Raw genomic sequence first — 25,380 nt, forward strand, 5'->3', positions numbered from 1 at the left:
AGCGGCAGCCACCAGGCTGCCGCCAGATACATCCATTACGGCAACACGAGATTAACGGGAGTAAACCTCGGAAGAGGCAAAGAAATAAGCCACTTCGATTGCTGCGTTTTCAGCGCTGTCGGAACCATGCACGGCATTGGCGTCGATAGAGTCGGCGAAATCGGCGCGGATGGTGCCGGCGTCAGCCTTTTTCGGATCGGTAGCGCCCATCAGTTCGCGGTTCTTGGCGATGGCGTTTTCACCTTCCAGAGCCTGGATCATCACCGGGCCGGAAACCATGAAATCAACCAGATCCTTGAAGAAAGGACGTTCTTTGTGCACGGCGTAGAAGCCTTCGGCTTCAGCGCGGGACAGCTGTTTCAGCTTGGCCGCCACCACTTTCAGACCAGCGGATTCGAAACGGTCGTAGATCTTGCCGATAACGTTCTTGGCTACGGCATCCGGCTTAACGATGGACAGGGTACGTTCAATTGCCATAAAAATCTCCCAAATACTCCCAAATAACAGAACAAGTGGCTAAACTAGGCTCTAGCTCAGCCACTCGGGTTACGCAATTCTGAGGAACCCGATATTTTACCAGCCTTTTCAAGCCTCTGCTGCATAAAAATTCAAGGCCATGACAGAACAAAACCAACGGCAAGACCCCGGCTCTGCACCGGATGAAAAAGATCTCAACAGCAAGCTGAAAAAGCGGCTGGCGATTGCCGGTGGGCTGGTTGCCGTGGCGCTGGCGGCCATTCCCGTGCTGGACAGCATGAAAAAACCCAAAGTGGAAATGACGGCCACCACACCAGCTGGCAGCTCGGGCAAGATCGTCAACCCCAGCTCGGCGCCGGCACTGGAGCAAGCAGCAGCAGAACCCGCCGTGGAAAGCAGTGCTCCCGCAGTAGAGGCCAGCGCACCACAAACCGACGCCGGCAGCACCGCCTCGCCAGCAGCACCGACGGCAACACCACCACAGACCCCGGACATCAGCAAGACTCCGGCAGTCGCCAACAGCAAACCGGTGGCCGTGCCAGCAGCCCACCCCGCGGCCGCCAAACCTGCCAGCAAGCCTGCTCCGGCAACAGCCACCACCACTGCCCCGCAAGCGGCCACGCCGCCCGTGGCTGCGGTGACCTCCCATGCGGCACCAAGCAAGGCAGCTCCTGCCGCGCAGCCCTTACGCAGCGCCCCGGACAACGACAACAGCGTGACCCCACCGCCAGCCCCGCTAGTCAAAGCCAAGCCGGAAGGCAGCTCGCTGGGTTACAAATTGCAGCTGGGGCTGTTTTCCAGCATGGGTAATGCGGAAAAACTGGTGAAGGAATTAAAAGCCAAGGGCATAGAAGCCCACACCGAAACCCGCGTCCAGCTCGGCCCCTTCAAAACCCGCGTCGAAGCGGACGAGGCCATGGCCAAGCTGCGCAACCTTGGCTACACCCCCTTGCTGGCGCCTGCCGCGCAATAAACGCCGCCAACAGAAGCCCTGTTGCAAGTCAACGCCAGGCCCGCCGTCATGTAATGAGAGCGGGCCTGCTGCATTATGCAGAGAAAAAAACAGGCAGCCTGAGCTGCCCGGGAAGTCCCACTGTGGATGAGGGAGTAATGCTCTTGACCTGCTAGCCGAGTGTCGGCATGGCAAATTCTGCGACATGCGCACGCCCTGCCGGCCAGCGACTGGTAATGGCCTTCATGCGGGTATAAAAACGGACGCCTTCCGGACCGTGCATGTGGTGGTCGCCAAACAGCGAAGCTTTCCAGCCACCAAAGCTGTGGAAGGCCATGGGTACCGGAATCGGCACGTTGATGCCCACCATGCCCACCTGGATGCGATGGGCAAACTCACGCGCGGCCCCCCCGTCGCGGGTGAAGATGGCAGTACCGTTGCCATAAGCATGCTGGTTGATCAGCCGTACTGTCGCGTCCAGACTGTCCACCCGCACCACGGCCAGCACCGGGCCGAATATCTCTTCCTGGTAGATGGTCATGGCAGGCGTCACATGATCGAACAGCGTGCCGCCGATGAAGAACCCCTCTTCGCAGCCTGGCACCACCAGCCCACGGCCATCCACCACCAGCGCTGCCCCTTCGGCCACGCCCTGGGCGATATAGCCGCTTACCTTGTCCAGATGCTGGCGCGTCACCAGCGGGCCCATCTCGGCTTTGGGATCAGTACCGATATTGATACGTAGCTGGCGGGTGCGCTCGGCCAGCCGCGCCACCAGGGTATCGGCCACCTCGCCCACCGCCACCGCCACCGAGATGGCCATGCAGCGTTCACCAGCCGAGCCGTAGGCCGCGCCCATCAGCGCTTCGATGGTCATGTCCAGGTCTGCATCCGGCAGCACCACCATGTGGTTCTTGGCACCGCCCAGCGCTTGTACCCGCTTGCCATGCGCGGCACCGGTTTCATAGATGTAACGGGCAATCGGCGTGGAGCCGACAAAGCTGACCGCGGCTACGTCCGGATGGGTAAGCAGGCCATCCACCGCCAGCTTGTCACCTTGCAGCACATTGAACACACCATCCGGCAAACCGGCCTCTTTCAGCCATTCGGCGATCAGCAGGCTGGCCGACGGGTCACGTTCGGATGGCTTGAGGATGAAGGTATTGCCGCAGGCCAGCGCCACCGGGAACATCCACATCGGCACCATGGCCGGGAAATTGAACGGTGTGATACCGGCCACCACACCCAGTGGCTGGCGCATGGTCCAGGCATCCACCCCGGTGGCCACTTGCTCGGTGTACTCACCCTTGAGCAATTGCGGAATGCCGCAGGCAAACTCCACCACTTCCAGCCCGCGCTGTACCTCGCCCTGAGCGTCGGACTCCACCTTGCCATGCTCGCTGGAAATCACCGCTGCCAGCTCGCGCTGGCGCTCTTCCAGCATGCTTTTGAAACGGAACAGGATGCGCGAACGCTTGAGCGGCGACAGTGCCGCCCAGGCCGGGAAAGCCGCATGGGCGGCGGCTACGGCGGCTTCGACATCTTGCGCCTCAGCCAGCACCACCTGGGCCTGGCTGCGGCCCAGTGCCGGGTTGAACACGGCTGCGTGGCGTTGCGCTGCGCCAGCGGTGCGCTGGCCATTGATGAAATGCGGAATCTGCAACATGGTTTCTCCTTGCGGTGGGCAAGCCGGGGGCCTGCCTGTCGTCGGTCGGCATCAAAACGGAATCGGTGGGGATGAGAGCGGCCCGTCAGGGCGGGCCTGTCGGCTTCAGTCCGGCAGCTGCAGCAGCCACTCATGCTGCGGGTCGTTGCGGAAGCACCATTGGCGCTTGGGCCCGGCCATCACGTTGAGGTAATAGGACTGGTAGCCATAAGGCACACATACCGGGTGATAACCACGTGGCACCATCATCACGTCGTGGTTTTCCACCGCATGGGATTCGTCCAGGCTGCGGTCATCGGTATAGACACGCTGGAAGGCAAAGCCCTGCGGCGGGTCGATGCGGTGGTAGTAGGTTTCTTCCAGCACGCTTTCCGCCGGCAGATTATCCAGATCGTGCTTGTGCGGCGGGTAGCTGGAAGAATGGCCGGACGGGGTGATGACTTCCACCACCAGCAGGCCGTCGGCTGGCTCGGTTTGCGGCAGGATGTCGGTGACGTAACGGGTATTGGCCCCCTTGCCACGCACGCTGCGCTGCATGCTGGCAGGTGCAATCAGCCGCACCTCTCGCCCCGGCTGGCCGGGGGCCGAGCACAACGCCACTTCAGCCGGAGTCAGTGCAGTGATGGTGAGTGGTTCTCCCGCCGGGACATACACTGCCCACGGGGCCTGCTCGTCAAACACGCTGCTGCGCTCACCCAGGCTGTCCCAATGCTGCGTGCCCGCCGCTACCGCCACCTTGCCGGTGAGCACTACCAGACAGCATTCGCGTCCGGCCTCCTGCCAATGCTCCTGCTCGCCCACATCCAGCCGCAGAGCCCGGAAACCGACATGCTGCCAGTTGGCACGCTGCGGGGTGATGTCGGCAATCTCGCGTCCCTTGCCTGCCTTGACCAGCAAACTCATGCCACAGTCCTTTCCTGCTGATTGATGGCAGCCACCAGGCCGGACAGGGTGCGATAGCCCTTGTCGGCGTATTCGTAGCTGGGGGCCACCACCGGGTCCTGCTCGGCCTCCACCACCAGCCAGCCGGCATAGTCGTGCTCGGCCAGGGTATGCAGGATGGCCGCAAAATCGATGCAGCCATCGCCTGGCACGGTAAAGGCGCCGTTGATTACCGCCTGCAGAAAGCTCCAGTTGCCGTTCCAGGCTTGCGCCACCACTTGCGGGCGCACGTCCTTGCAATGCACATGCACCACGCGGGCAATATGCTTGCGTAGCACGGCCAGGGCATCGCCACCGGCGAAGGTGATGTGGCCGCTGTCGAACAGCAGGCCCACTTCCGGCCCGGTCACCACCATCAGCTGGTCGATGTCCTGTGCCGTTTCCACATAGGCTCCCATGTGGTGGTGGTAGGCCAGGGTGATGCCACGCGATTGCAGGTGGCGGGCAAATTCGTTCAGCCGCGCGCCATAGGCCAGCCATTGCTGCTGGCTATTGAAGCGCGGGCGCTTGTACAGCGGCTGCGGCTGGCCTTGAATGGCGCTGGCCACTTCGCCATACACCATCACCTGGCAGCCGTTGTGCACCAGCAATTGCAGATGCGGCTCTACCCGGCGGATTTCGTCTTCTACCGTGCCCTCGGCCAGCAAGCCGGAGTGCCAGCCGGAAATGCAGGCCACGCCATAGGGCTGTAGCACGGCGGCCAGCGCGGCCGGGTCACGCGGAAACTTGTTGCCCAGTTCGAAGCCCTGATAACCGATGCGCGAGCCTTCGGCCAGGATGGTGTCCAGCGTGACGTCACCGCCCAGCGAAGGCAGGTCGTCATTGCACCAGGAAATGGGGTTGATGCCGATTTTTACCTTGAATGGCTTGCTCATTATTCTCTCCCGGTGGTTCAGCGCGGCTGGCGACGGCTGCGCCAGATGTCGATCAGGGTTTCAAAATTGGCACGGGCGGCGCTGATCAGCCCGGCATCATCCAGTTCGCCGGCTAGCCAGCGTTGTGATGGCTCGTGGAACAGCGTGCGCCCCACCATGAAGCCACGGCAGCTGGTGCTGGCTGCCGCATCGGCAAAGCCCTGGCGCAGCACATCCAGCGAGGCATGCAAGCCCAGCAGCACCACGCCACGGCAATAGGGGTCGCGCTCGGCCAGCAGGGCATCCACCGCCTGCCATTGCGCGCGGCTCATCGACTCCAGCTTCCACCATTCCGGATAAATGCCCAGATTGTAGAAACGCTTGAGGGCGCGCAGCACGGTATCCGGCTGCTGCGGCAGCTTTTTCGACGGAATCACTTCCAGCAACAGCTCATGGCCACTCAGTTGCGCCGCCTCGTAAATGGCACGCACCTGAGCTTCCTGCTCCAGCCGGTTTTCCAGCGTGTCGTCCGGGTGGTACTGCACCAGGCATTTGATGATGTGTTCCTGTGGCCAGCTTTCCAGCCGCGCGGTAGCGGTGCGGCCACGGTCGAACTCCAGCGGATTGGAGCCGGGTAGCTCCACCGGACGGCCTATCCACCAGCCACGCCCGGTAGCCGCGTAGATGGCATCCTCACCGTAGCGGTCGTCCACCAGGATGCCGATATGGCCTTGCAGTTGCAGCGCGGCCTCGGTTTCGGCTACCGCCTGGACCAGCAGGTTCTTGAGGCTGGAAATGCGCGCTTCATCGACCCCGCTCTGCTGCGCCAGCTCGAAAAACTGCTTGCGATGGTCAAAGGCGAAAACACACAGATCGTCCCATTGCTTGCGCTGGATGCTGACCCGATGCAGGCGATTGAGCGTGGCATCATCACCAGGACGTAGCGGTGTTGTTTCCAGGCCGAGGAAATAATCCAGCTCGGCCGGGGTGGGCATGGCCGGCGAGCAGCCATGGCGCGATACCACCAGCGCGCCGCAGGCATTGGCACGGGTGCAGCACCAGCCGTAATCGCGGCCATTGAGCCAGCCGGACAGGAAGCCCGACAGAAAGGCATCGCCAGCCCCCAGCACATTCATCACCTCCACCTGTGCGCTCTTGACCGAGAAGGCATCCTCGATGCGCTCAGGAATGGCTGCCGGAATCACCGCGCAGCCCAGCGGCCCGCGTTTCACCACCAGTGTGGCCTGCGGGGCCAGCTGGCGCACGACAGCCAGGCTGGTGAGCAAATCGTCCGAGCCGCCGGCGATATTGATTTCTTCTTCGGTACCGACAATCAGGTCAAACAGCGGCAGTACCGACTGCAGATGGGCGGTGACGCCATCGCTGGCGATATAACGCTGTTCGCCATTGCCACGCCCGGTAATGCCCCACAGCACCGGGCGGTAATCGATGTCCAGCACGGTGCGTACATCATGCTGACGGGCCAGGGCCAGGGCCTTGCGGCTGGCAGCATTGACCTTGGCGCTGGAAAAATGGGTGCCGGTAATCAGCAGCGCCTTGCTGGAAGCGATGAAGTCTTCATCGATATCCGCTTCTTCCAGCGCCATGTCGGCGCAGTTTTCACGGTAGAACAGCAGGGGGAAGGTATCGCGGTCCTTGATGCCCAGCAGCACCAGCGCGGTCAGCCGTTCCGGGTCCACTTTCACCTGGCTGACATCGCAACCTTCCGCCGACAGGGTTTGCAGCAGGTAGCGCCCCATGTGTTCGTCGCCCACGCGGGACAGCATGGCGGACTTCAGGCCCAGCCGGGCGGTGCCGAAGGCGATATTGGCCGAGGAGCCGCCCAGATAACGGGCAAAGCTGCTGGCGTCTTCCAGCCGGGCTCCCAGTTGGCGGGCATACAGGTCGATGGCCAACCGCCCCAGACAAATCAGATCCAGCGGTCGGTCTGCAGCAAAATGGGTGGTGTTTTGCATGGTGTGCATTCTATGTCTCGTTAAGTGACTGTCCGCCGCTGCGGCCCACCTCCACCCGCCCGGGGAAGAGTGCCGTCAGCCATATCGGTTGCAGCCAGCATAAAACGCGGCCACGGCAAACGCAACATTTTTTTCGTATTTAATTTCTAATAGAAATTTATTTCCGAAATAATTTTTTCTAACTGGGTCGATTCCCACTAAAATAGGACGGTCCAGACAGCAGAAACTTCACAACATGAGCAAGGAAATGAGCGCCGACCAGCTGATGCAGCGGATTGCCGAGGAATACGAAGGCCTGAGCAAGCAGCTGAAAGTGATTGCCAAATATATCGAGGAACACCGCCAGACACTGATCCTGGAGCGGATAACCGATATCGCCCAGGCCTGCGAAGTGCAGCCATCGGCTATTGTGCGTTTTGCCCAGCGCTTTGGCTTCAGCGGTTTTTCCGACATGCAGGCGGTGTTTCGCGATGCCTTTGCCCCGGCGGCCAGCAACGTCAACAATTACCAGAAGCGCATCCGCAGCGTGATTGCCACCCAGGACACGCCGCTGAGCAACACCCAGGTGACGCAGAACTTCATTGCCGCCTGTCAGCAAGGCCTGGACGAGCTGGGTCAGACGCTGGACCCGGTTGCCATCGACAAGGCGGTGGATCTGCTGGTGAAGGCAGACAATATCTATGTGGTGGCAGTGCGACGCATGTTCCCGATTGCCAGTTATATCAGCTACGCCTTGCAGCACACGGCCAAGCGCGTGCATCTGGTATCCGGCCTGGGTGGCATGTACCACGACCAGATCCGCAGCATTCGCGAAAACGACTTGCTGATTGCCATCAGCTTTCAGCCCTATGGCAGGGAAACCCGCTACTGCGCGCGCGTGGCCGCCCAAAGCAAGGCGAAGCAGCTGGTGATTACCGACAGTCAGCTCAGCCCGCTGTCGCGCCATGCCGATGCCGTGCTGACGGTAAAGGAAGGCAGCGCCTTTGCCTTCCGTTCGCTCACCAGCACCATCAGCCTGTGTCAGGCACTATTCATTGCCCTGTCTTACCGGCTGGAACTGGTGATTGAAGAGACCCGCGACGCCGGGGCTTACGACGACTGACCAGCAAGGATGACATGATCAGCCCGGCGCCGGCCAACTGGCTGGCGCTCATGCTGCTGCCAAACCACAGCCAGGCCAGCATGGCGGTCCATACCGGCTCCAGCAGCAGAATGAAGGCCGAACGCTGCATAGTCACCCGCGCCTGTGCCCAGCCCTGCAGGAAGAAACGACCGCAGGTAGCCAGCAGGATGCTGACCAGCAGCCAGCCCCACAGCGCCGGACTCAGGCTGGCGGGCCACCGCTCCACCATCACACTGCCGGCAAAACCGGCCAGCCCCGCCAGCAATAGCTGCAAGGCAGTCAGTGACAAGGCCGGTGCGCGGGCACCGGCACGCCCGTTCAGATTGAGAAACACCGACATTGCCACGGCCGAGGCCAGAAACAGGCTATCCGCCGCGTCCAGTTGCCAGCCGCCATGCAAGGCCATGGCCGCCACCCCGAGTACCGCCAGCGGCATCGCCCACAAGGTCTGCGCCAGCAGCACCGTGCCAAACATCAATCGCGCCAGCACCGGGGCCAGCACCACCCCCAGGCTGCCGATGAAGGCGCCCACCCCCAGGTTATTGCTCAGCTGCAAGGCCAGCATCCACAGCACCATGGCCAGCGCCAGCATGGCGGCACTCCACCAGCTGGTAGCAGGCAAACGCCACGGCAATGGCTGAGCACGCAGGCGCGCTAACGCCGCCAGCACCGCACCGGCGCTGGCAAAACGCACGCCCAGAAACAGCAGTGGCGGCATGCCGCGCAAGACTTCCTTGGAACACAGCCAGCCAAAGCCGGCAATCAGGGTAACCAATACCAGGCTGGCTTCGGCCAGCCCGGGGCGCAGAGCACGATTCAAGACAACAACACCTTCCCGCCATTAATGAAAAAACGGGAAGGCTCGCCTTCCCGATCAACACCCTGCTGAGAAATTCATGTGCAAACCACAGGCTGAATACAAGCGACAGGGTGTCACTCCGGCAACAGTTTAACCGGAGTCACACCCTGCGTCGTAGCAGCTGGCAGTTAGCTGCGGCGGTTACGCTGGCGGTACTGGTCGGCCACCACCGCCACCACGATGATGATGCCTTTGACGATTTCCTGGTAATAGGCATCGATGCGCAGGAAGGTGAAACCCGAGGTCATGGTGCCCAGGATCAGCGTGCCGATGACGGTGCCGGTAATCTTGCCCAGACCGCCATTAAGCGAGGTGCCACCAATCACCGCAGCGGCAATCGCATCCAGCTCGTACATCATGCCCATGCCGGCCTGGCCGGATACCGCCCGCGCCGAGGTCACCACCCCGGCCAGCCCCGACAGCAGGCCGGCCACGGTATACACCAGGATCAGGTGTCGGTTGACATTGATGCCGGCCACACGGGCGGCAGCACGGTTGGCACCGATGGCATAGGTGTATTTGCCGTAGCGGGTGTAGCTGAGAATGATGTGGAACACCAGCGCCGTTACCAGGAAGATGATCACCGGATTGATGCCGGCACCAATGGCCGCGTAGTTATCCGACAGCATGCTGATGGGCTCACCCTGGGTGTACCACTTGGCCATGCCGCGCGCAGTCACCATCACGCCCAGAGTGGCGATGAAGGGTGGAATGGCGGTTTTGGCAATCACCGTGCCGTTGATCAGCCCGCATACCAGCCCCACCAGCAGACCGGCTGCCAGCGGTGCAATCACCGGCAGGTCGGTCAGCGTGGGAAAGACTGCGCGGGCAAAATCCGAAGTCTGCGCCAGACTGGCCGACACCATGGCGGTGAGTGCCACCACCGAGCCTGAGGACAAATCGATGCCGCCCATGATGATGATCTGGGTGACGCCGACGGCGATGATGCCGATGACCGACACCTGCAGAATCATCACGATGAGCCTTTCCTTGTTGGCGATAAAGCTCTGGCCAACAAAAATCCAGCCCAACAGTTCAAAAATCAGGGCCACGCCCAGCAGCACCATGAAGATGCGCGCTTCGGCCGGCAGTTTGAACCGGAATGCACCGGGCTTGGGAGATTTGCCCAGTGCTTGCGTATTGCTGATTGCCATGTTGTCTTCTCCTGCTGTTATTGTGCTTGCCTGCCGTAACCAACCAAGCGGTCAGCCGGCAGCCAGTGTCATGATGCTGACCTGGGTGGCATCGGCGCGGTCGACGATGCCGGTGACCCGGCCTTCATGCATCACCATGATGCGGTCACTCATGCCCAGTACCTCGGGTAGCTCCGACGAAATCATGATGACGGCCACCCCCTGCCCTGCCAGCTTGCAGATCAGCTTGTGGATTTCCGCCTTGGCCCCGACGTCGATGCCACGGGTGGGCTCGTCCAGAATGAGTATTTTCGGATTGGTCAGCAGCCAGCGGCCTATCAGCACCTTTTGCTGGTTGCCACCGGACAGGTTCTCAATCCGCTCGTCCAGATTGGGTGTCTTGACGCGCAAGGTGCCGGACATGGCTTCGCACATGGCGTCCAGTGCCTGCTGGCGGACAAAGCCGGCTTGCAGATTGTCTCCACCCAGCACCGAAATCTGCATGTTTTCCTGAATACTCAGGCTGAGAAAACAGCCGGTGTCCTTGCGGTCTTCGGTGAGAAAGGCCATGCCGTGCTGCATGGCGGTGCGCGGTGAATCGATGGTCACCGGCTGGCCATTGATACGGATCTGGCCGCTACTGGCCGGGCTGACGCCAAACAGGGTTTCCGCCACATTGCTGCGGCCGGAGCCGATCAGGCCGGCCACCCCGAGAATCTCGCCTTGGCGCAGTGAAAAAGACACATCGTGAAACACGCCATCCAGCGTGAGATGGCTCACCTCCAGCGCCACCTCGCCAATCGGCACGATGGTTTTGGGGAACATCTCGGTGATTTCACGCCCCACCATCATGCGGATCACTTCGTCGTGGCTCAGCTGTTCCACCTGCTTGCAGCCGATGAAATGGCCATCGCGGAATACCGACACCTCGTCGGCAATCTCGAACAGCTCGTTCATCTTGTGGGTGATATAGATGATGCCCTTGCCCTGTTCGCGCAGCATGCGCACGATGCGGAACAGATGGGCGACTTCGTGCTCGGTCAGCGCCGAGGTGGGTTCGTCCATGATCAGCACGTCGGAGTTGTACGATACGGCGCGGGCGATCTCCACCATCTGGCGGCTGGAAATGCTCAGACTGGCCACCTTGGCCTGCGGGTCCAGCTCGATGGAGAGCTGGGCAAACAGCTCGCGCGTCATCTGGTACATTCTGGCGTGGTCGATCAGGCCGAAGCGGTTCAGCGGCTCGCGGCGGATCCAGATGTTTTCGGCAATGCTCATGAAGGGCATCAGGTTGAGTTCCTGATGAATCATGGCGATGCCATTTTCCAAGGCATCCAGCGGCGATGTCAGCGCGATTTCGCGGCCGTGCAGGCGATAAACCCCCTGGTCCGGGGTGTAGACACCCGCCAGTATCTTCATCAGCGTGGATTTACCCGCTCCGTTTTCGCCCATCAGTGCATGCACGCTACCGGCGCGCAGGCGGAAGGACACATCATCCAGTGCCACCACGCCGGGAAAGGCCTTGCGTACACCTTGCACGTCGATCAGCAGCTGCTGGGCAGCCACCGGCGGCTGGGATAGGGCGGTAGTCAGCGGTTTTTCTGGGGCCAGGCTCAACATGGCTTGCTCCTCCTCGTCGCGGGCAACCTCCTCAGCAGAGGCCGCCCGCTGCGGCAATTAGTTGCGCGACTGGTAGTTCTTCAGATTGGCCGGGGTCACCAGCTCGAACGGCACCCAGATCATCGACGGCAGCTTCTCGCCACGGGACAGCTTGAGGGCGGTATCCACCGCGCCCTTGCCCTGGCCAGCGGCATTCTGGAACACGGTCACTTTCAGTTCGCCGTTTTTCATGGCGGTAAGCGCATCCTGGGTGGCATCCACGCCAGCCACGATGGTCTTGTCCAGCCGCTTGGCGGACTTGAGCGCCTGGATCGCACCCAGGGCCATTTCGTCGTTATTGGACACCACGGCATCAAACTGCAGACCGGCGCTGAGCCAGTTCATCATCAGGTCGCGGCCATCGGTGCGCGACCATTTGGCGGTCTGCTTTTCCACAATCCTGATGCCATTACACGGCGCCTTGGCAATCACCTCTTCCACGTCCTTGGTACGCTGGCGTGCTGCCTGGTTGGACAGATCGCCCATCATCACCACGATATTGCCCTTGCCCTTCATCAGGCGGCACACCTCTTTCATTTGCACGGTGCCGGATTCGGCCTCGTTGGAGCCGACAAAGGCCACCTTGGCCGGCAGGGTCTTGTCAGCCGGCATGCGGTTTACGTACACCAGCGGGATGCCTGCGCTCTGCGCCAGCTTGGTGATTTTCGGGGTGGCATCGGTATCCACCACATTGACGATGATGGCGTCCACTTTCTGCGCAATGAAATTCTGTACCTGGCTGAGCTGGCGGCCCACATCGTTTTGCGCATCTTCAAACTGGATGTCCACACCCTTCTGGCTGCCGGCATAGGTTTTCATGTTATTGCGCAGCACGGTGAGGAAGTTGTCGTCGAAGGCGGACATGGTCACGCCCAGTTTGGCAGCAGAGGCCGGCATGGCCAGCATGGTGAGGGAAAAGAACACTGCGGAACCAGCAAGCTTGGTGATGCGTTTCATTGATGCGTCTCCTGTCCTTATTAGTGGTTCGATCCCGAGATGCGCCGTGATCCATGTTGCAGTGCAATGCAAGGCGCATATCGTCTGGTCGTGCAGCTAAGATAAGTGAGCCCGCGCATTATTGCAAATAAAATTTCACAAAGAAAAATTAGTAGAAATATTTTTCCATTTTTACTTTTGGCAGATAGCAGACCTCAACCATCCACTACCCTGCCACTTACGCGCCACACCAGGCTATCAACTTGTTTTTAAAATGATTTACTGAAAAAAACTTGCGCATGAAAATGAAAAAGCCATGCCGCGCGGGCATGGCTACTGTCTTTCAGACCTGTGGCATTCAAAACATACTGTGAGCGCAGCACGCAGCCAATGCACCAGACGTTGCCTCAGTGGCGCTGGCGCTGGCGGGCCTCCTCATAGGCGGCACGGGCAGCCCGTACCTGCTCGCGTTCCGATACTTCCGGAATACCCACCTCCCACCAGCTGCCACCTTCCGGCGTGCATTGCGGGCCATCGATACGCAGCTGGATCAGATAACTGCGGCTGGCGGCGCGGGCGCGCACCATGGCGGCCTGCAGCTCGGCCACCGTACTGACCGTTTCCGCCTCCGCCCCCAGCGAACGGGCATTCTGGGCAAAGTCGATTTGTGGTGCACCATGCTCGCCCTGCAGGCAGTCGGCCAGCATATTGTTGAAAGGCGCACCGCCGCAGGCCTGTTGCAAACGGTTGATGCAGGCATACCCGGCATTGTCCAGCAGCAGCACGATGACCTTGTGCCCCAGCATCACCGAAGTGGCCAGCTCGTTGTTCAGCATCAGGTAACTGCCATCGCCCACCATCACGATGACTTCGCGCTCCGGCCGGGCCATTTTCACCCCCAGGCCACCGGCCACTTCGTAGCCCATGCAGGAATAGCCGTACTCCATGTGGTAGCCACCCGGCGTGCTGGTGCGCCACAACTTGTGCAGTTCGGCTGGCAGCGTACCGGCGGCGCACACCACGATGTCGCGCTCAGCCGAATCTGCCGCGGACGCCTGTACCGCACCGATGGCCTCGGCGTAAGTCGGCAGGCTGGCACGCTGGCTGCGGACGATTTCGTCCACCTGCTTGCGCCAGCCATGGCACAGCCGCTGGCTATGGGCGGTCCAGTCGGTATCGGCCTGCCAGCCAGCCAGCGCACTACTCAGCGCAGCCAGGCCGACGGCGGCATCACATTGCAGGCTGTGGCCACCCCATTTGATGGCATCAAAACCATTCACATTGATAGATAACAAGGTGGCCTGGGCATACAGCGCATGCGAGCCGGTGGTGAAGTCCTGCAAACGACTGCCCACCGCCAGCACCAGGTCGGCCTGCGCGGCCAGTTCGTTGGCCGCCGGTGAGCCGGTGACGCCGATGGAACCGGCCAGCAGCGGGTGATCCCAGGCCAGCGCACTCTTGCCCGCCTGGCTCTCGCCAACCGGAATGCCATGGCTTTCAACAAAATTTTTCAGTGCCTCCACACCGCCCGCGCTGTACAGCACCCCGCCACCACAGACGATGAGCGGACGCTTGGCCTGGCGCAGCATGCTGGCCAGTACCGCCAGCTCGGTAGGTTCGGGCTGTGGCTGACGGAAGTGGATATCACGCTCGGCAAAAAAGGATTCCGGCCAGTCGAAGGCCTGCGCCTGCACGTCTTGTGGCAGAGCCAGTGTCACCGGGCCGCACTGCGCCGGATCGGTGAGCGTGGCAATGGCGCGCGGCAAGGCGGTCAGCAACTGGGATGGCACCACGATGCGGTCGAAGTAGCGCGATACCGGGCGCAGGCAATCCACCGCAGACACCCCGCCATCCTGAAAGTCCTCCACCTGTTGCAGCACCGGGTCCGGGGCACGCGAGATAAACACATCGCCCGGCAGCAGCAGCATGGGCAGGCGATTGACATGGGCCACCGCCGCAGCGGTGACCAGATTGGTACAACCGGGGCCGATGGAGGTGCTGATGGCCATCATGCGACGGCGGAAATGGGACTTGGCATAAGCAGTGGCGGCCAGCGCCATGCCCTGTTCGTTATGGGCGCGCAAGGTGGGCAGCACATCCTGCGCGGCCTGTAGCGCCTCGCCCAAACCTGCCACATTGCCGTGGCCGAAAATGGCCCACACCCCGCCAAACAGCCGCTCGCGGCGGCCATCGGGCTGGGTGACAAACTGCGCAGCCAGATAGCGCACCAGCGCCTGGGCCACGGTGAGACGTACGGTTTTCACATCCATTCTCCAGGGAGGAAGCAGCCTGCGCCCGGCTGGGCGGAGCCGCTGGCAGGCCATCAATGATCAGGTGCTTGTCTGCCACTACGATATAAGATTACCGTCAAATTGCAAAATATTTTTCATTTTAATTTTTTTTGGAAATCAATTTCCTTCAATGCAAACCGACAGGGCAATGGCCAGACAGACTCAGCCGATCAGATAAGGCTGGGCTGACATGTTTTCTGCCAGATACAGCCGGAACTCCGCCGGACCAGCCCCGGCAGCGGCTGGCGCTTGCTCCGCCACGCTCAGCACATGCTGCAAGGCCTTGATGGCCTGGCCATCCGGGTTCTGGTCGATCACCACGTCCAGCAGGCCCTGTTGCAGATACAGGCGGTGGTCGTCCGACAATTCATGCGTCACCCAGCACACTTTGTCATGGATGGCATGGCGGCGCAGCGCCGCTTCGATGCCGGGGGAGCCGGCCCCGCTGTTGTAAATGCCGGCAATCGGCTGCCCCCGCTTGAAGGCAAGGCTGACCGCGGCATGGCAACGATCGGCATCGTCATGGGTGGCGGTGGCCACCTGGTCACACTGCAAATGGGGAAAGTCCTGCGCCAGCACTTCGGCACAGCCGCTGGCACGCTCCAGATGGCCACGATAATCCGGCCGGCTGGACAGCAACAGCACGCGCCCCGACTGGCGGCACAAGCGCCCCAGCAACAGGCCGGCTGTGCGCCCGGCAGCATGGTTGTCGATGCCGACATAGCGTGCCTGCGGCAGGCCAGCCACATTGCTCACCACCAGCGCCACTTGCTCGCCACGCAGGATGGCCGCTTGCAAGGCCAGCTGCACTGCCGGGGTATCCGGTGCCGCCACAATCAGCCCCTGCCGGCGGTAGGGCCGTGGGCGCAGGGCGCGCAGCAAGCTGGCGTCGTCCTTTTCCCCCAGTGTCTGCTGATGCACCACCACCCGCTGGTCCAGCATGGGCAGTGCCGCTTGCAATGCCTGGCGCAGGCGCTGGAAAAATGGCGAGCGGTTGTCCGGCAACAGGATGTCGATATGGATCAGCCCGTGGCGGGTATCCGGCAACAAGCGCGGCACCGCCAGTTCACGCGCGGCGGCCACCACCTTGGCGCGGGACTGGGCCGATACGCTGCCACGCTCGTTCAACACGCGGTCCACCGTGGCCACGCTCACCCCGGCGGCGGCGGCAATTTCAATAAAGCGGGCGGTTTTCTTGCGACGTGCGGGTGCTGTCATGGCGAGCCTTCCGGTGTTACCGCGAGCAGGGCAATCGGCCCACATTGACGATTTATCGTCAAAACAGCAACTGAAAAGCTGTTGTCCATCCCCTAGAGTCAGTCCCGGCACACCAGCCTGCAACCCTTTTGCCACAAGGCATCAAGCGCCTGGCATGGTGTGCACTGCAACATCAGCCGGGCCACACGACAAGAACTGGAGGACGACATGAAAATTGCGCTGGACCCCTATATGCACCGGCAGCTCAGCCTGCCGGAACTGTGCCGCAAGACGGCAGAGCTGGGTTACCGCCACATCGAACTATCCCCGCGCGCCGACCTGCTGCAATGGTGGGCCATGCCGCGTGCCAATGGCGCACGACTGGCTGGATTCAAGCAGGCCATGCGCGAACATGGCGTGAGCCTGGCCACGCTGCAACCGATGTACCGCTGGTCCAGCCCGTTTGAAGATGAACGGCAGGCGGCAATGAAATACTGGAAGCGCGCCATCGACATTGCCGTGGAGCTGGAATGCGACACGCTGATTTCGGAATTTGGCCGGGGCGCAGCACCAGAACGGTCGCTGGGCATGGGTGCCGGCATCAACACGCCGGAGCAATGCGAGGCGGCATTCTGGCGTTCGATGGACGAACTGCTGCCGATTTTCGAGCGCGAAGGCCTGCAGCTGTCGATCGAGCCGCATCCGGAAGACTGGATCGAAACCTTCCAGCCGGCCTTGGACATCGTGCAGGTAATCGGCTCGCCCAATGTAAAGCTGTCCTATATCGCGCCGCATACCTTCTATTACGGCGAGGACATGGCCGCCATGCTGCGCGCCGCCGCGCCAGTGCTGGCCCATGTGCGGGTGGCCGACACCTTCAATCACAAGGCCTCCTCCGGCCTGCGCTACATCGTCAACCCGCCCGGCGCCAATGTGCGTGTGCACCAGCATCTGGATATCGGCCAGGGTGAAATCGACTGGGATGTGTTCTTCGCCACCCTGGCCGAAATCGGCTTTGACGGCGTGCTGTCTTCCTGCGTGTTTGCCTGGGAAGAACGCGCCGACGAATCGTCGCGCTTCATGCTGCGCGAAATGCAGCGCTATCTGGATAAGCACGCCCAACAAAAGTAAGCCGCCCCTCTCATTCGCAGAAAGACCACCATGCACCACAACATCCGTTTTGCTATCAACCGCATCAGCGCGCCGCGCCTGTCCTTTCCCGACTATCTGGCCATGTGTCAGCGCCTGGGCGTGTCCGACATTGAAATCCGCAACGACCTGAACGGCGTGGAAATCAGCAATGGCACGCCGGCCACCCAACTGCGCGCTGCCGCCGCCGAAGCAGGCATCACCATCCGCAGCATCAATGCGCTCTACCCGTTTGATGTATTCGATGCCGACCTGCAACAGCGCGCGCTGCAACTGGCCAGCTATGCCCGCGACTGTGGTGCCCAGGCGCTGGTGATGTGTCCGCTCAACAGCCGTGACGATGCCCGCACCGCCAGCCAGCGCCAGCAGGATCTCATCCATGCGCTCAAGCAGCTCAAGCCGATTCTGGACGACCACGGCATCACCGGCTTGGTAGAGCCGCTGGGCTTCGAGGAATGTGCGCTGCGTAGCAAGTCCGAAGCCGTCACCGCCATTTATGCCGCCGCTGGTGAGCGCCATTTCCGCCTGGTGCACGACACCTTCCACCACCATCTGGCTGGCGAGGACATTTTCTTTCCGGAACTGACCGGGCTGGTACACATCTCCGGCGTGGAATCCACCACCCTGGCCAGCACGGATATGCGCGACGGCCACCGCGTGCTGGTGGGCAGTGCCGACCGGCTGGGCAATATCCCGCAGCTGAAAGAGCTGCTGGCACGCGGTTATCAGGGCCTGGTGTCGTTTGAGCCATTTGCCAACGACATCATGGAAGCGCCGGATAGCGAAACCCTGCTGCGTAACAGCATGGATTACATCCGCCAGCAACTCGCCAGCTAAACCCGCACACCACACAACAAGCAAAACCAAGGAGACAAACATGACTTTAGCCATTGGCGTTATCGGCACGGGAGCCATCGGGCAGGACCACATCCGCCGCCTCAGCCAGACCCTGTCCGGCGCAAAAGTAGTGGCCGTCCACGACATCAACCCGCTGCAAGCTGAGGCCGCAGTAAAGCAATACCAGCTGGCCGCCAGCGTGCACGACAACGGCCAGGCACTGATTCGCGACCCGGCAGTGGAGGCCGTGCTGGTGACCTCATGGGGCCCCAGCCATGAAGAATTCGTGCTGGATGCCATTGCCGCCGGCAAGCCGGTGTTCTGCGAAAAGCCGCTGGCGGTCAGCGCCGCAGGCTGCATGCATATCGTCCAGGCCGAGCGTGCCCACGGCAAACGGCTGGTGCAAGTGGGTTTCATGCGGCCCTATGACGCCGGTTACCGTGCGCTCAAACAGGTACTGCAGGAGGGACGCATCGGCGCACCGCTGATGCTGCACTGCGCCCACCGCAACCCCTCCGTGGGCGAGGGCTACACCACGCCGATGGCGATTACCGACACGCTGATTCACGAGCTGGACGTGCTGCGCTGGCTGCTGGATGAAGACTATGTGTCGGCGCAGGTGGTCTTTCCGCGCAAGAGCAGCCACGCCCTGCCCCAGCTGGCCGACCCGCAGATCGTGCTGCTGGAAACCCGCAGCGGGGTGCGCATCGATGTGGAAATCTTCGTCAACTGCCAGTACGGCTACGACATCCAGTGCCAGATTGTCGGTGAAACCGGCATTGCCAGCCTGCCCGAGCCGTCCAGCGTACCGCTGCGCAGCGCAGCCAGTTATTCCACCGCCATCCTCACCGACTGGAAACAGCGCTTCATCGCCGCCTACGACGTGGAACTGCAAGCCTTCATCGACGGCGTGCAGGCCGGCTCCCTCACCGGCCCCTCGGCCTGGGATGGCTATGCCGCTGCCGTGGCTGCCGATGCCTGCGTACTGGCACAACAAAATGGCGCAGTGGTGGAAATCAGCATGCCGCCACGCCCGGACTTTTACTGAAGGGACAGTTTTCTGCTGCAGCACGCTTCCTCGGACTTGCCACGGTGGCCATCGGCTACTGTGGCTTTTTTTCTTTTTGCACTTCAGAAAATAAAATTTCCGAATAAATATTTTTCAGAAATTTTTTTCTAACATATACTGCTCAGCAAGCACACCAACCAGCGGCACGGTTGGCCAATAACACGCATGAGGAGACAGCAATGACCGCAGTAGCCCTGTTCGGTGCCGGCCGTATCGGCAAGATCCACGCCGCCAACCTGGCCGCCCAGCCTGGCGCACGCCTGAAGTATGTCGTCGATACCCACCAGCCCTCGGCACAGGCATTGGCAGCACAATATGGTGCCAGCGTGAGCGATATCGACAGTGCTCTGGCCGACCCGGAAGTAGGCGCGGTAGTGATTGCCTCCAGTACCGATACCCATGCCGACCTCATCCTGCGCGCCGCCGCCCGTGGCAAGGCCATTTTTTGTGAGAAACCGGTAGACCTGACGCTGGAACGCGCCCGCCAGTGTGCCGCAGCGGTGAAAGAAGCCGGCGTGGCCTGCCTGATCGGCTTTCAGCGCCGCTACGACCCCACCTTTGCCGCGGTAAAAGCGCGCATCGAGGCCGGTGAAATCGGCCAGCCGGAAGTATTGGTAGTCACCAGCCGCGACCCCGGCGCACCGCCGGTGGACTACATCAAGCGCTCCGGCGGCATCTTCAAGGACATGCTGATTCACGACTTCGACATCTGCCGCTGGATTCTGGCCGATGAAGCCGTCAGCGTGCAGGCCAGCGCCAGCGTGCTGACCGACCCGGCCATTGGCGAGGCCGGCGATGCCGACACCACCGCCGTGACCATCCGTACCCGCTCTGGCCGCCTGTGCCAGATCAACACCAGCCGCCGTGCCGCCTATGGCTACGACCAGCGCTTTGAAGTGCTGGGCAGCCTGGGCATGTTGCAGGCGGGCAATCACCGCCCGACCGAAGTCACCGCCTATGGTGGTCAGCAGGTCAGCACCGACCTGCCGGAACACTTTTTCCTGGAACGCTACCGTGCCGCCTATGCGCTGGAAATGGCGCACTTCTTTGAGGTGGTGCTGCACGGCGTCACCCCGCGCACCACGGTGGAAGATGGTGTCAAGGCGCTGGAACTGGCCGATGCCGCCAGCCGCTCCTGGCAGGAAAACCGCCTGATCACCCTGTAAGCCTTCCCGTCACGACAACCATGCAAGCCCGCCGCCAAAGCTGCCGGTGGGCAGGGAGAAGTCATGTCTGAACTGAATATCGGCATTGTAGGCCTGGGTCGGCTGGGCCGGCGTCATGCGCTCAATCTGCGCGATCGTATTCGTGGAGCGCAGCTGGTGGCCGCCTGCTCACCGCTGGATGAAGAGCTGGGCTGGGCGGCAGAACAGCTGCCTGGCGTCCACCGCCACCACACGCTGGAGGCCATGCTGGCCGAGCCTGATGTACAAGCGGTATTTCTGGTCACCCCCACTGCGCTGCATGCCGAGCAGATCATCGCCTGCTTGCGCGCCGGCAAGCATGTGTTTTGCGAAAAACCGCTGGCGCTGAATGTGGAGGATTGCCAGAAAGTAGAGGCAGTAGCGGCTGACTACCCGCAACTCAAGGCGATGGTGGGTTTTGTACGCCGCTTTGACGCCAGCTATCAGGATGCGGCAGAAAAGCTGCAGCAAGGCCTGGTGGGCCAAGCCTATCTATTGCGCTCGCAAACCTGCGATCTGAACGACGAGAACGGTTTTTTTGTGAAGTTTGCCCCCAGCAGCGGCGGCATTTTCATGGATTGCAGCATTCACGATATCGACCTGGCGCGCTGGTTGCTGGGCTCGCCCAAGCCCTTGCGCGCCTGGGCCACGGGCACCAATGCGCTGCATCCGGCGCTGGCCGATTGTGGCGACGTGGATAACGGCGTGGCCATGCTGGAATTTGCCGATGGCAAGCTGGCCTGCTTCTATGCCTCGCGCACCCAGGCACATGGCCACGAAACCCTGACCGAAATCTTTGCCAGTGCCGGCCGGCTGAGTGTGGGTGCCAATCCGCGCGCCAACCGGGTGGACATCAGCGATGCCCACGGCGTGCGCAATGAATGCGTGCAGGATTTCTACCAGCGCTTTGCCGAGGCCTTTGTCAGCGAGGCCCAGCATTTTGTCGATGCCGTACGGCACGATCAGCCTTTAGCGCTCAGTCTGGCCGACGCCACCGAAGCCACCCGCATTGGCCTCGCCATCACCCAGGCGCTGCGCAGCAAACAGGTGGTGGAGCTGTGCTGAGTGACCGCAATCAGCCGGAAAACGGATAACAAGTGGTTTCACCATGTCCGCTTGCGCGCCATAGGTGAAAACCCTGTTGCCATCTACACAATAAACGATCAAGCTCGCTCCCTGTCCTAACCACCCATTGCGGGAGCGATCTTGGAAATTCTCCCCGGCCTGGCGCTGGATCCAAGCACACTGATCTTTTCCATCGGTGCCCTGGCACTGATGTTATCCACCATTTCCTGGAGCATGGCCCTGGCCAATCAGCGCCAGTCACTGGGGCTGGGTGCCTGGGCAACGGGTACGGCCAGTGTCGGCATTGCCTTTGTGCTGTTTTTCCTGCGCGGCCATGTCAGCTGGTTTCTCAGCTTTCTGGTGGCCAACAGTCTGGTTCTGCTGGGTTCGTCCTGCTGCCTGCTGGCTCATGCCCGCTTGCACGGTTTTCGCCCACCTCGGCGGCTGGGGCTGGCCAGCAATCTGTTCGGCATGAGTGGCGTCCTGCTGGTGTACTACCTGAATTTGCCACGCCACATTGCCGTATTCACCCTCAGCCTGGCACTGGCCGTGCAATTGGGCATTGCCGCAACGCACACCTTGCGTCATGCCCATCGTCCGCGTGGGACTGCAGTATGGCTGGCCTGTGCCATGTTGCTGACCCTCGCCAGCGCCTATGGCATGCGGGCACTGGTCAGCCTGACGGCGCAAGCTGACAGCGTGGCCTTGCAGGCGCATGCCATGCCACAGATTGGTGCCTTGCTCACCGGTGCCGTGGGCCTGGTGGGAGCCACGATTGCCTTTTTCGCCATGGTGCATGAGCGGCAGCAGCGGGAAACGCTGGAGCAAACCCGTCGCGACGGCATTACCGGCCTGTATACCCGGACAGCCTTCCTGCAACTGGCGCAGCAGCTGATCGCCCAGGAAAATGGCAGGCCCTACGCGGTCATCATGCTCGATCTGGACCACTTCAAACAGGTAAATGATCGCTTCGGCCATGCCAATGGCGACATGGCACTGAGCCAGGCCGGCCGCATCATGGCCGGCGTCATGCGCCCTGCCGATCTTGCTGCCCGCTATGGTGGTGAAGAATTCTGCATGCTGCTGCCACAGACCGATGCCGGAGGCGCGGCACAGATGGCCGAAGCCCTGCGCCGTAAGTTGGCCAGCAGACCGCTACAGCTGCGCCAGGGCCAGCAGTTGCAGCTGACGCTGTCTGCCGGCCATGCGGTGTGGCAGCAGGGAGAAACCCTGGATCGCGTCATCGAACGCGCCGACCAGGCGCTGTACCGCGCCAAGGCGGCAGGCCGTAACCAGGTCTGCGCGGCAGAGCCGCCCCAGCATGCGCCCCAGCGACAATACGCCCCGCCCACCGCCTGACCCCTCCCTTCACAAACTAGGGCTGCATGCTGCCCTGCTCCAGCAGCCGCTGATGCCAGGACAATGCCTCGCCCAAGAGGTGCGGGGTATGCTTGCCCTTGCTGTCGCGACAGGCGCGGTCAAAGTAGTCCTGCAGCAGCGGGCGGTAGTCCGGATGGGCACAATTGGCAATCACCGCACGGGCGCGCTGCTTGGGCGACAGGCCACGCAAGTCGGCCAGCCCCTGTTCGGTAACGATGATGCAGACATCGTGCTCGGTATGGTCGACATGGCTGACCATGGGCACGATGCAGGAAATCGCCCCGTTCTTGGCCGTGCTGGGAGTGACAAAGCAGGACAGGAAACCGTTGCGGGCAAAATCGCCAGAACCGCCAATGCCGTTGATGATGGACGTGCCCGCCACATGGGTGGAATTGACGTTGCCGTACAGGTCGGCCTCCACCATGCCGTTGATGCCGATACACCCCAGGCGGCGCACCAGCTCGGCATGATTGGAAATTTCCTGCGGTCGCAGCACGATGCGCTCGCGGTAGTGCGCGATATTGCGGGCAAACTCCTGCACACCCTCCGGACTGAGCGACAAGGCAGTAGCCGAGGCCATGCGGATGGTGTCGGTGCGGATCAAATCCAGCATGCCGTCCTGAATCACCTCGGTAAACGCAGTCAGATTGCTAAAGCCGCCATCACGCAGCCCGCCCAGCACCGCATTGGCGATATTGCCCACGCCGGATTGCAGGGGTAACAGGTTTTCCGGCAGGCGCCCCAGCTTGATTTCCTGCTTGAGGAATTCCACCAGATGGCCGGCAATGCGCTGGCTGGTTTCGTCCGGAGCACTAAAGCGGCCCAGCCGGTCCGGAGCATGGGTTTCCACCACTGCCACCACCTTGGCCGGGTCCACCCGCAGATAAGGCTCACCGATGCGGTCGCCGGCTTGCGTCAGGGGAATGGGCTGGCGATTGGGCGGCAGCGCGGTGCCGTAATAGATGTCATGCATGCCATCCAGCCCCATGGGCTGGGTGCTGTTGACTTCCAGAATCACCTTGTCGGCCAGGTCCAGCCAGGTTTTGTTATTGCCAATGGATGTAGAAGGAATCAGCCGGCCATCCGGCAGAATGCCGGCCACTTCCACCACGGCCACGTCGATCTTGCCGAGGAAGCCAAACCAGGTGTACTGCGCCACCTGGCCCAGATGCACATCCATGTATTCGATTTCGCCACGGTTGATGCGCGAACGCAGCTCCGGGTCGGACTGGTAGGGCAGGCGGAAGTCGATGCCACCAGCCTTGGCCAGTGCACCATCCAGCTCCGGTGCGGTGGAAGCACCGGTCAACACGCGCAAGGCAAACTTTTCGCCCCGCCCTTGTGCCGCTTCAATCAGGCCAGCCAGTGCCAACGGCACCGCCTTGGGATAGCCCGAGCCGGTAAACCCGCTCATGCCCACGGTCATGCCCGGCTGAATATGTGCGGCGGCATTTTCTGCCGACATGATTTTCCCTGCCAGGGCGGCATGGTGGATACGTCTTTCCAATTGTTTATCCCTTGCAATTTGCGGCCTGTTGGCGGCCTGCTGTTTTATCGAGCGTTGCTCCGGCCTGTCCCGGCCAGATTCATGCTGCCGGCCGACGTACATCCTTACCTTTACGTCAGGCCACCAGACCCGCTACTTAAGCAGCTTCCACGACGCCACCGCAGACTAATCACGACAAGCATGATCTACATCAAAACCTGTTTGTCCGGGCATGTTATAGGGTAAGCTTCGTTTTGCGCCAAACAACAATGACATTTGAATAAATAATATCCAAGTGACAGTCATTTGAAATTAACCAGCCGAAACACCCTGCCTTGCAGCATCCCTCACTTTGCCCTGCCTGAATGAGCAGCCTGCCCGCCCAAGCCTGCGCATGTGTCAAATTTGCCTCAGATCACCCGGAATACCAGCCTGTGCAAAATAATCCGCTGCCCAAGCTGGCAAACCCCATGGAATATTGTTAGATTGCCATTTCTTGGTAACTTAACCAAAAACCATGACAGCAAGCCAACAATCCGCCGCGCCCTGCTCGGCCGCCAGTTGCAAGGACATCCGCACCAAGCTGATCGATGCCGCGCTGGACGTCCTGCTGCAAGACGGGATACTGGGCTTCAGCCAGAGCAAGGTGGCCAAGCAGGCCGGATTGCGCCAGAGCCACCTGACCTACTACTTCCCCACGCGTAACGATCTGCTCACCGTGGTGGTGGAGCATGGCTGCCTGTTGGTGATCAATGCCCAGGGCTGCCATGACACCGCGCCCATGCCCACGCTGGAGGAGTTTCGCCAGGCCATGTGCAACAACATCTGCGACAGTCGCATTGCCCGGCTGATGGTGGCGGTCACCGTGGCGGCAGAGGTCGACCCCAAGCTCAAGGACTGGATCAGCGACTTCGACCGCCGCATGCTGAACAACAAGAAAGAAGCCTTCAAGCGGCTGGGCGTGCACGCCAGTGACGACGAAATGGCGCTGTTTCACAGCACCATCGCCGGTATCGCCATACGCAATCTGAACAGCAGTGGCCCGCAGGATAGCGAAGAAGCCCGCCAGCGCTTTCTGTACGCCTTCGACCGGCTGATCAAAGCGTCACATCCGATAGCAACATCAGAATAATCCGAAGAATCAA

Annotated in this window: 21 protein-coding genes; 9 read left to right on the plus strand and 12 right to left on the minus strand. The window is 61.4% G+C overall.

Annotated features, from left to right (window positions below; translation table 11 throughout):
* Positions 1-51: 51 nt before the first annotated feature.
* Entirely contained in the window at positions 52-477 is a 426-nt protein-coding gene (gene ndk / locus EAY64_RS14845; protein ID WP_103525519.1) for a nucleoside-diphosphate kinase, read from the minus strand.
* Positions 478-616: 139 nt separating this feature from the next.
* Between ndk and EAY64_RS14850 the strand changes: the two genes are divergently transcribed.
* A complete protein-coding gene (locus tag EAY64_RS14850; protein WP_103525520.1) occupies positions 617-1,450 on the plus strand; it encodes an SPOR domain-containing protein in 834 nt (277 codons plus the stop codon).
* A 151-nt stretch (positions 1,451-1,601) separates the two neighbouring features.
* Here the strand turns inward: EAY64_RS14850 and EAY64_RS14855 are convergent, their stop codons facing one another.
* The 4 genes from EAY64_RS14855 to EAY64_RS14870 form a co-directional block, all read right to left on the minus strand.
* Positions 1,602-3,095, minus strand: a complete 1,494-nt coding sequence (locus EAY64_RS14855) for a CoA-acylating methylmalonate-semialdehyde dehydrogenase (protein WP_103525521.1) — start codon at positions 3,093-3,095, stop codon at positions 1,602-1,604.
* Between the two features lie 105 nt (positions 3,096-3,200).
* A complete protein-coding gene (gene iolB / locus EAY64_RS14860; RefSeq protein ID WP_103525522.1) occupies positions 3,201-3,998 on the minus strand; it encodes a 5-deoxy-glucuronate isomerase in 798 nt (265 codons plus the stop codon).
* The gene (gene iolE / locus EAY64_RS14865; protein WP_103525523.1) at positions 3,995-4,912 is read right to left on the minus strand and encodes a myo-inosose-2 dehydratase; all 918 of its coding nucleotides are present in this window, start codon (positions 4,910-4,912) and stop codon (positions 3,995-3,997) included. The genes iolB and iolE overlap by 4 nt, the downstream gene beginning before the upstream one ends.
* 17 nt (positions 4,913-4,929) lie before the next feature.
* Positions 4,930-6,876, minus strand: a complete 1,947-nt coding sequence (locus EAY64_RS14870) for a bifunctional 5-dehydro-2-deoxygluconokinase/5-dehydro-2-deoxyphosphogluconate aldolase (protein WP_226034208.1) — start codon at positions 6,874-6,876, stop codon at positions 4,930-4,932.
* Positions 6,877-7,102: 226 nt separating this feature from the next.
* Between EAY64_RS14870 and EAY64_RS14875 the strand changes: the two genes are divergently transcribed.
* A complete protein-coding gene (locus EAY64_RS14875) occupies positions 7,103-7,969 on the plus strand; it encodes a MurR/RpiR family transcriptional regulator (RefSeq protein WP_103525524.1) in 867 nt (288 codons plus the stop codon).
* Here EAY64_RS14875 and EAY64_RS14880 read toward each other — a convergent pair.
* From EAY64_RS14880 to EAY64_RS14905, 6 genes are all read right to left on the minus strand, one after another.
* Complete coding sequence (locus tag EAY64_RS14880) at positions 7,899-8,810, minus strand: DMT family transporter (protein WP_103525525.1); 912 nt, start codon at positions 8,808-8,810, stop codon at positions 7,899-7,901. The genes EAY64_RS14875 and EAY64_RS14880 overlap by 71 nt on opposite strands.
* A 167-nt stretch (positions 8,811-8,977) precedes the next feature.
* Positions 8,978-10,003 carry an ABC transporter permease gene (locus EAY64_RS14885; RefSeq protein WP_103525526.1) on the minus strand — a complete coding sequence of 342 codons (1,026 nt, stop codon included), beginning with the start codon at positions 10,001-10,003 and terminating at the stop codon, positions 8,978-8,980.
* A gap of 51 nt (positions 10,004-10,054) precedes the next feature.
* Positions 10,055-11,602: a sugar ABC transporter ATP-binding protein gene (locus tag EAY64_RS14890; protein ID WP_103525527.1), complete on the minus strand. Its 1,548-nt coding sequence runs from the start codon at positions 11,600-11,602 to the stop codon at positions 10,055-10,057.
* A gap of 57 nt (positions 11,603-11,659) precedes the next feature.
* The gene (locus tag EAY64_RS14895; RefSeq protein WP_103525528.1) at positions 11,660-12,598 is read right to left on the minus strand and encodes a sugar ABC transporter substrate-binding protein; all 939 of its coding nucleotides are present in this window, start codon (positions 12,596-12,598) and stop codon (positions 11,660-11,662) included.
* A 386-nt stretch (positions 12,599-12,984) separates the two neighbouring features.
* Positions 12,985-14,841 (minus strand): 3D-(3,5/4)-trihydroxycyclohexane-1,2-dione acylhydrolase (decyclizing), encoded by a 1,857-nt coding sequence (iolD, locus tag EAY64_RS14900; RefSeq protein WP_226034207.1) that lies wholly within the window; start codon positions 14,839-14,841, stop codon positions 12,985-12,987.
* Between the two features lie 189 nt (positions 14,842-15,030).
* Entirely contained in the window at positions 15,031-16,086 is a 1,056-nt protein-coding gene (locus EAY64_RS14905) for a LacI family DNA-binding transcriptional regulator (protein ID WP_103525530.1), read from the minus strand.
* 207 nt (positions 16,087-16,293) lie between these two features.
* On the opposite strand from EAY64_RS14905, the gene EAY64_RS14910 reads away from it, so the two are divergent.
* From EAY64_RS14910 to EAY64_RS14935, 6 genes are all read left to right on the plus strand, one after another.
* Positions 16,294-17,196 (plus strand): sugar phosphate isomerase/epimerase family protein, encoded by a 903-nt coding sequence (locus tag EAY64_RS14910; RefSeq protein ID WP_103525531.1) that lies wholly within the window; start codon positions 16,294-16,296, stop codon positions 17,194-17,196.
* Between the two features lie 30 nt (positions 17,197-17,226).
* Positions 17,227-18,051 (plus strand): TIM barrel protein, encoded by an 825-nt coding sequence (locus EAY64_RS14915; protein ID WP_103525532.1) that lies wholly within the window; start codon positions 17,227-17,229, stop codon positions 18,049-18,051.
* Between the two features lie 40 nt (positions 18,052-18,091).
* Positions 18,092-19,099 carry a bifunctional inositol 2-dehydrogenase/D-chiro-inositol 1-dehydrogenase gene (iolG, locus tag EAY64_RS14920; RefSeq protein WP_103525533.1) on the plus strand — a complete coding sequence of 336 codons (1,008 nt, stop codon included), beginning with the start codon at positions 18,092-18,094 and terminating at the stop codon, positions 19,097-19,099.
* Between the two features lie 200 nt (positions 19,100-19,299).
* Entirely contained in the window at positions 19,300-20,286 is a 987-nt protein-coding gene (gene iolG / locus EAY64_RS14925) for an inositol 2-dehydrogenase (protein WP_103525534.1), read from the plus strand.
* 63 nt (positions 20,287-20,349) lie between these two features.
* On the plus strand, positions 20,350-21,369 hold the full coding sequence (locus EAY64_RS14930; RefSeq protein ID WP_103525535.1) for a Gfo/Idh/MocA family oxidoreductase: 1,020 nt from the start codon (positions 20,350-20,352) through the stop codon (positions 21,367-21,369).
* A gap of 141 nt (positions 21,370-21,510) precedes the next feature.
* Entirely contained in the window at positions 21,511-22,728 is a 1,218-nt protein-coding gene (locus tag EAY64_RS14935; RefSeq protein ID WP_103525536.1) for a GGDEF domain-containing protein, read from the plus strand.
* 16 nt (positions 22,729-22,744) lie between these two features.
* On the opposite strand, the gene scpC is transcribed toward EAY64_RS14935, so the two are convergent.
* Positions 22,745-24,256 (minus strand): succinyl-CoA:acetate CoA-transferase ScpC, encoded by a 1,512-nt coding sequence (gene scpC, locus EAY64_RS14940; RefSeq protein WP_103525537.1) that lies wholly within the window; start codon positions 24,254-24,256, stop codon positions 22,745-22,747.
* A 496-nt stretch (positions 24,257-24,752) separates the two neighbouring features.
* Between scpC and EAY64_RS14945 the strand changes: the two genes are divergently transcribed.
* Positions 24,753-25,367 carry a TetR/AcrR family transcriptional regulator gene (locus EAY64_RS14945; RefSeq protein WP_103525538.1) on the plus strand — a complete coding sequence of 205 codons (615 nt, stop codon included), beginning with the start codon at positions 24,753-24,755 and terminating at the stop codon, positions 25,365-25,367.
* The last annotated feature ends 13 nt before the right edge of the window (positions 25,368-25,380 follow it).

The sequence above is a fragment of the Aquitalea palustris genome (assembly GCF_003693445.1).
GTDB classification, from domain to species: Bacteria; Pseudomonadota; Gammaproteobacteria; order Burkholderiales; family Chromobacteriaceae; genus Aquitalea; species Aquitalea palustris.

Coding starts and splice junctions, on each gene's coding strand:
- EAY64_RS14855 (WP_103525521.1), bottom strand. CDS start 3,095: ATGTTGCAGATTCCGCATTTCATCAATGGCCAGCGCACCGCTGGCGCA.
- ndk (WP_103525519.1), bottom strand. CDS start 477: ATGGCAATTGAACGTACCCTGTCCATCGTTAAGCCGGATGCCGTAGCC.
- iolB (WP_103525522.1), bottom strand. CDS start 3,998: ATGAGTTTGCTGGTCAAGGCAGGCAAGGGACGCGAGATTGCCGACATC.
- iolG (WP_103525534.1), top strand. CDS start 19,300: ATGACCGCAGTAGCCCTGTTCGGTGCCGGCCGTATCGGCAAGATCCAC.
- EAY64_RS14945 (WP_103525538.1), top strand. CDS start 24,753: ATGACAGCAAGCCAACAATCCGCCGCGCCCTGCTCGGCCGCCAGTTGC.
- iolG (WP_103525533.1), top strand. CDS start 18,092: ATGACTTTAGCCATTGGCGTTATCGGCACGGGAGCCATCGGGCAGGAC.
- EAY64_RS14930 (WP_103525535.1), top strand. CDS start 20,350: ATGTCTGAACTGAATATCGGCATTGTAGGCCTGGGTCGGCTGGGCCGG.
- EAY64_RS14870 (WP_226034208.1), bottom strand. CDS start 6,876: ATGCACACCATGCAAAACACCACCCATTTTGCTGCAGACCGACCGCTG.
- EAY64_RS14905 (WP_103525530.1), bottom strand. CDS start 16,086: ATGACAGCACCCGCACGTCGCAAGAAAACCGCCCGCTTTATTGAAATT.
- EAY64_RS14885 (WP_103525526.1), bottom strand. CDS start 10,003: ATGGCAATCAGCAATACGCAAGCACTGGGCAAATCTCCCAAGCCCGGT.
- EAY64_RS14915 (WP_103525532.1), top strand. CDS start 17,227: ATGCACCACAACATCCGTTTTGCTATCAACCGCATCAGCGCGCCGCGC.
- iolE (WP_103525523.1), bottom strand. CDS start 4,912: ATGAGCAAGCCATTCAAGGTAAAAATCGGCATCAACCCCATTTCCTGG.
- EAY64_RS14875 (WP_103525524.1), top strand. CDS start 7,103: ATGAGCAAGGAAATGAGCGCCGACCAGCTGATGCAGCGGATTGCCGAG.
- EAY64_RS14910 (WP_103525531.1), top strand. CDS start 16,294: ATGAAAATTGCGCTGGACCCCTATATGCACCGGCAGCTCAGCCTGCCG.
- EAY64_RS14890 (WP_103525527.1), bottom strand. CDS start 11,602: ATGTTGAGCCTGGCCCCAGAAAAACCGCTGACTACCGCCCTATCCCAG.
- EAY64_RS14850 (WP_103525520.1), top strand. CDS start 617: ATGACAGAACAAAACCAACGGCAAGACCCCGGCTCTGCACCGGATGAA.
- EAY64_RS14895 (WP_103525528.1), bottom strand. CDS start 12,598: ATGAAACGCATCACCAAGCTTGCTGGTTCCGCAGTGTTCTTTTCCCTC.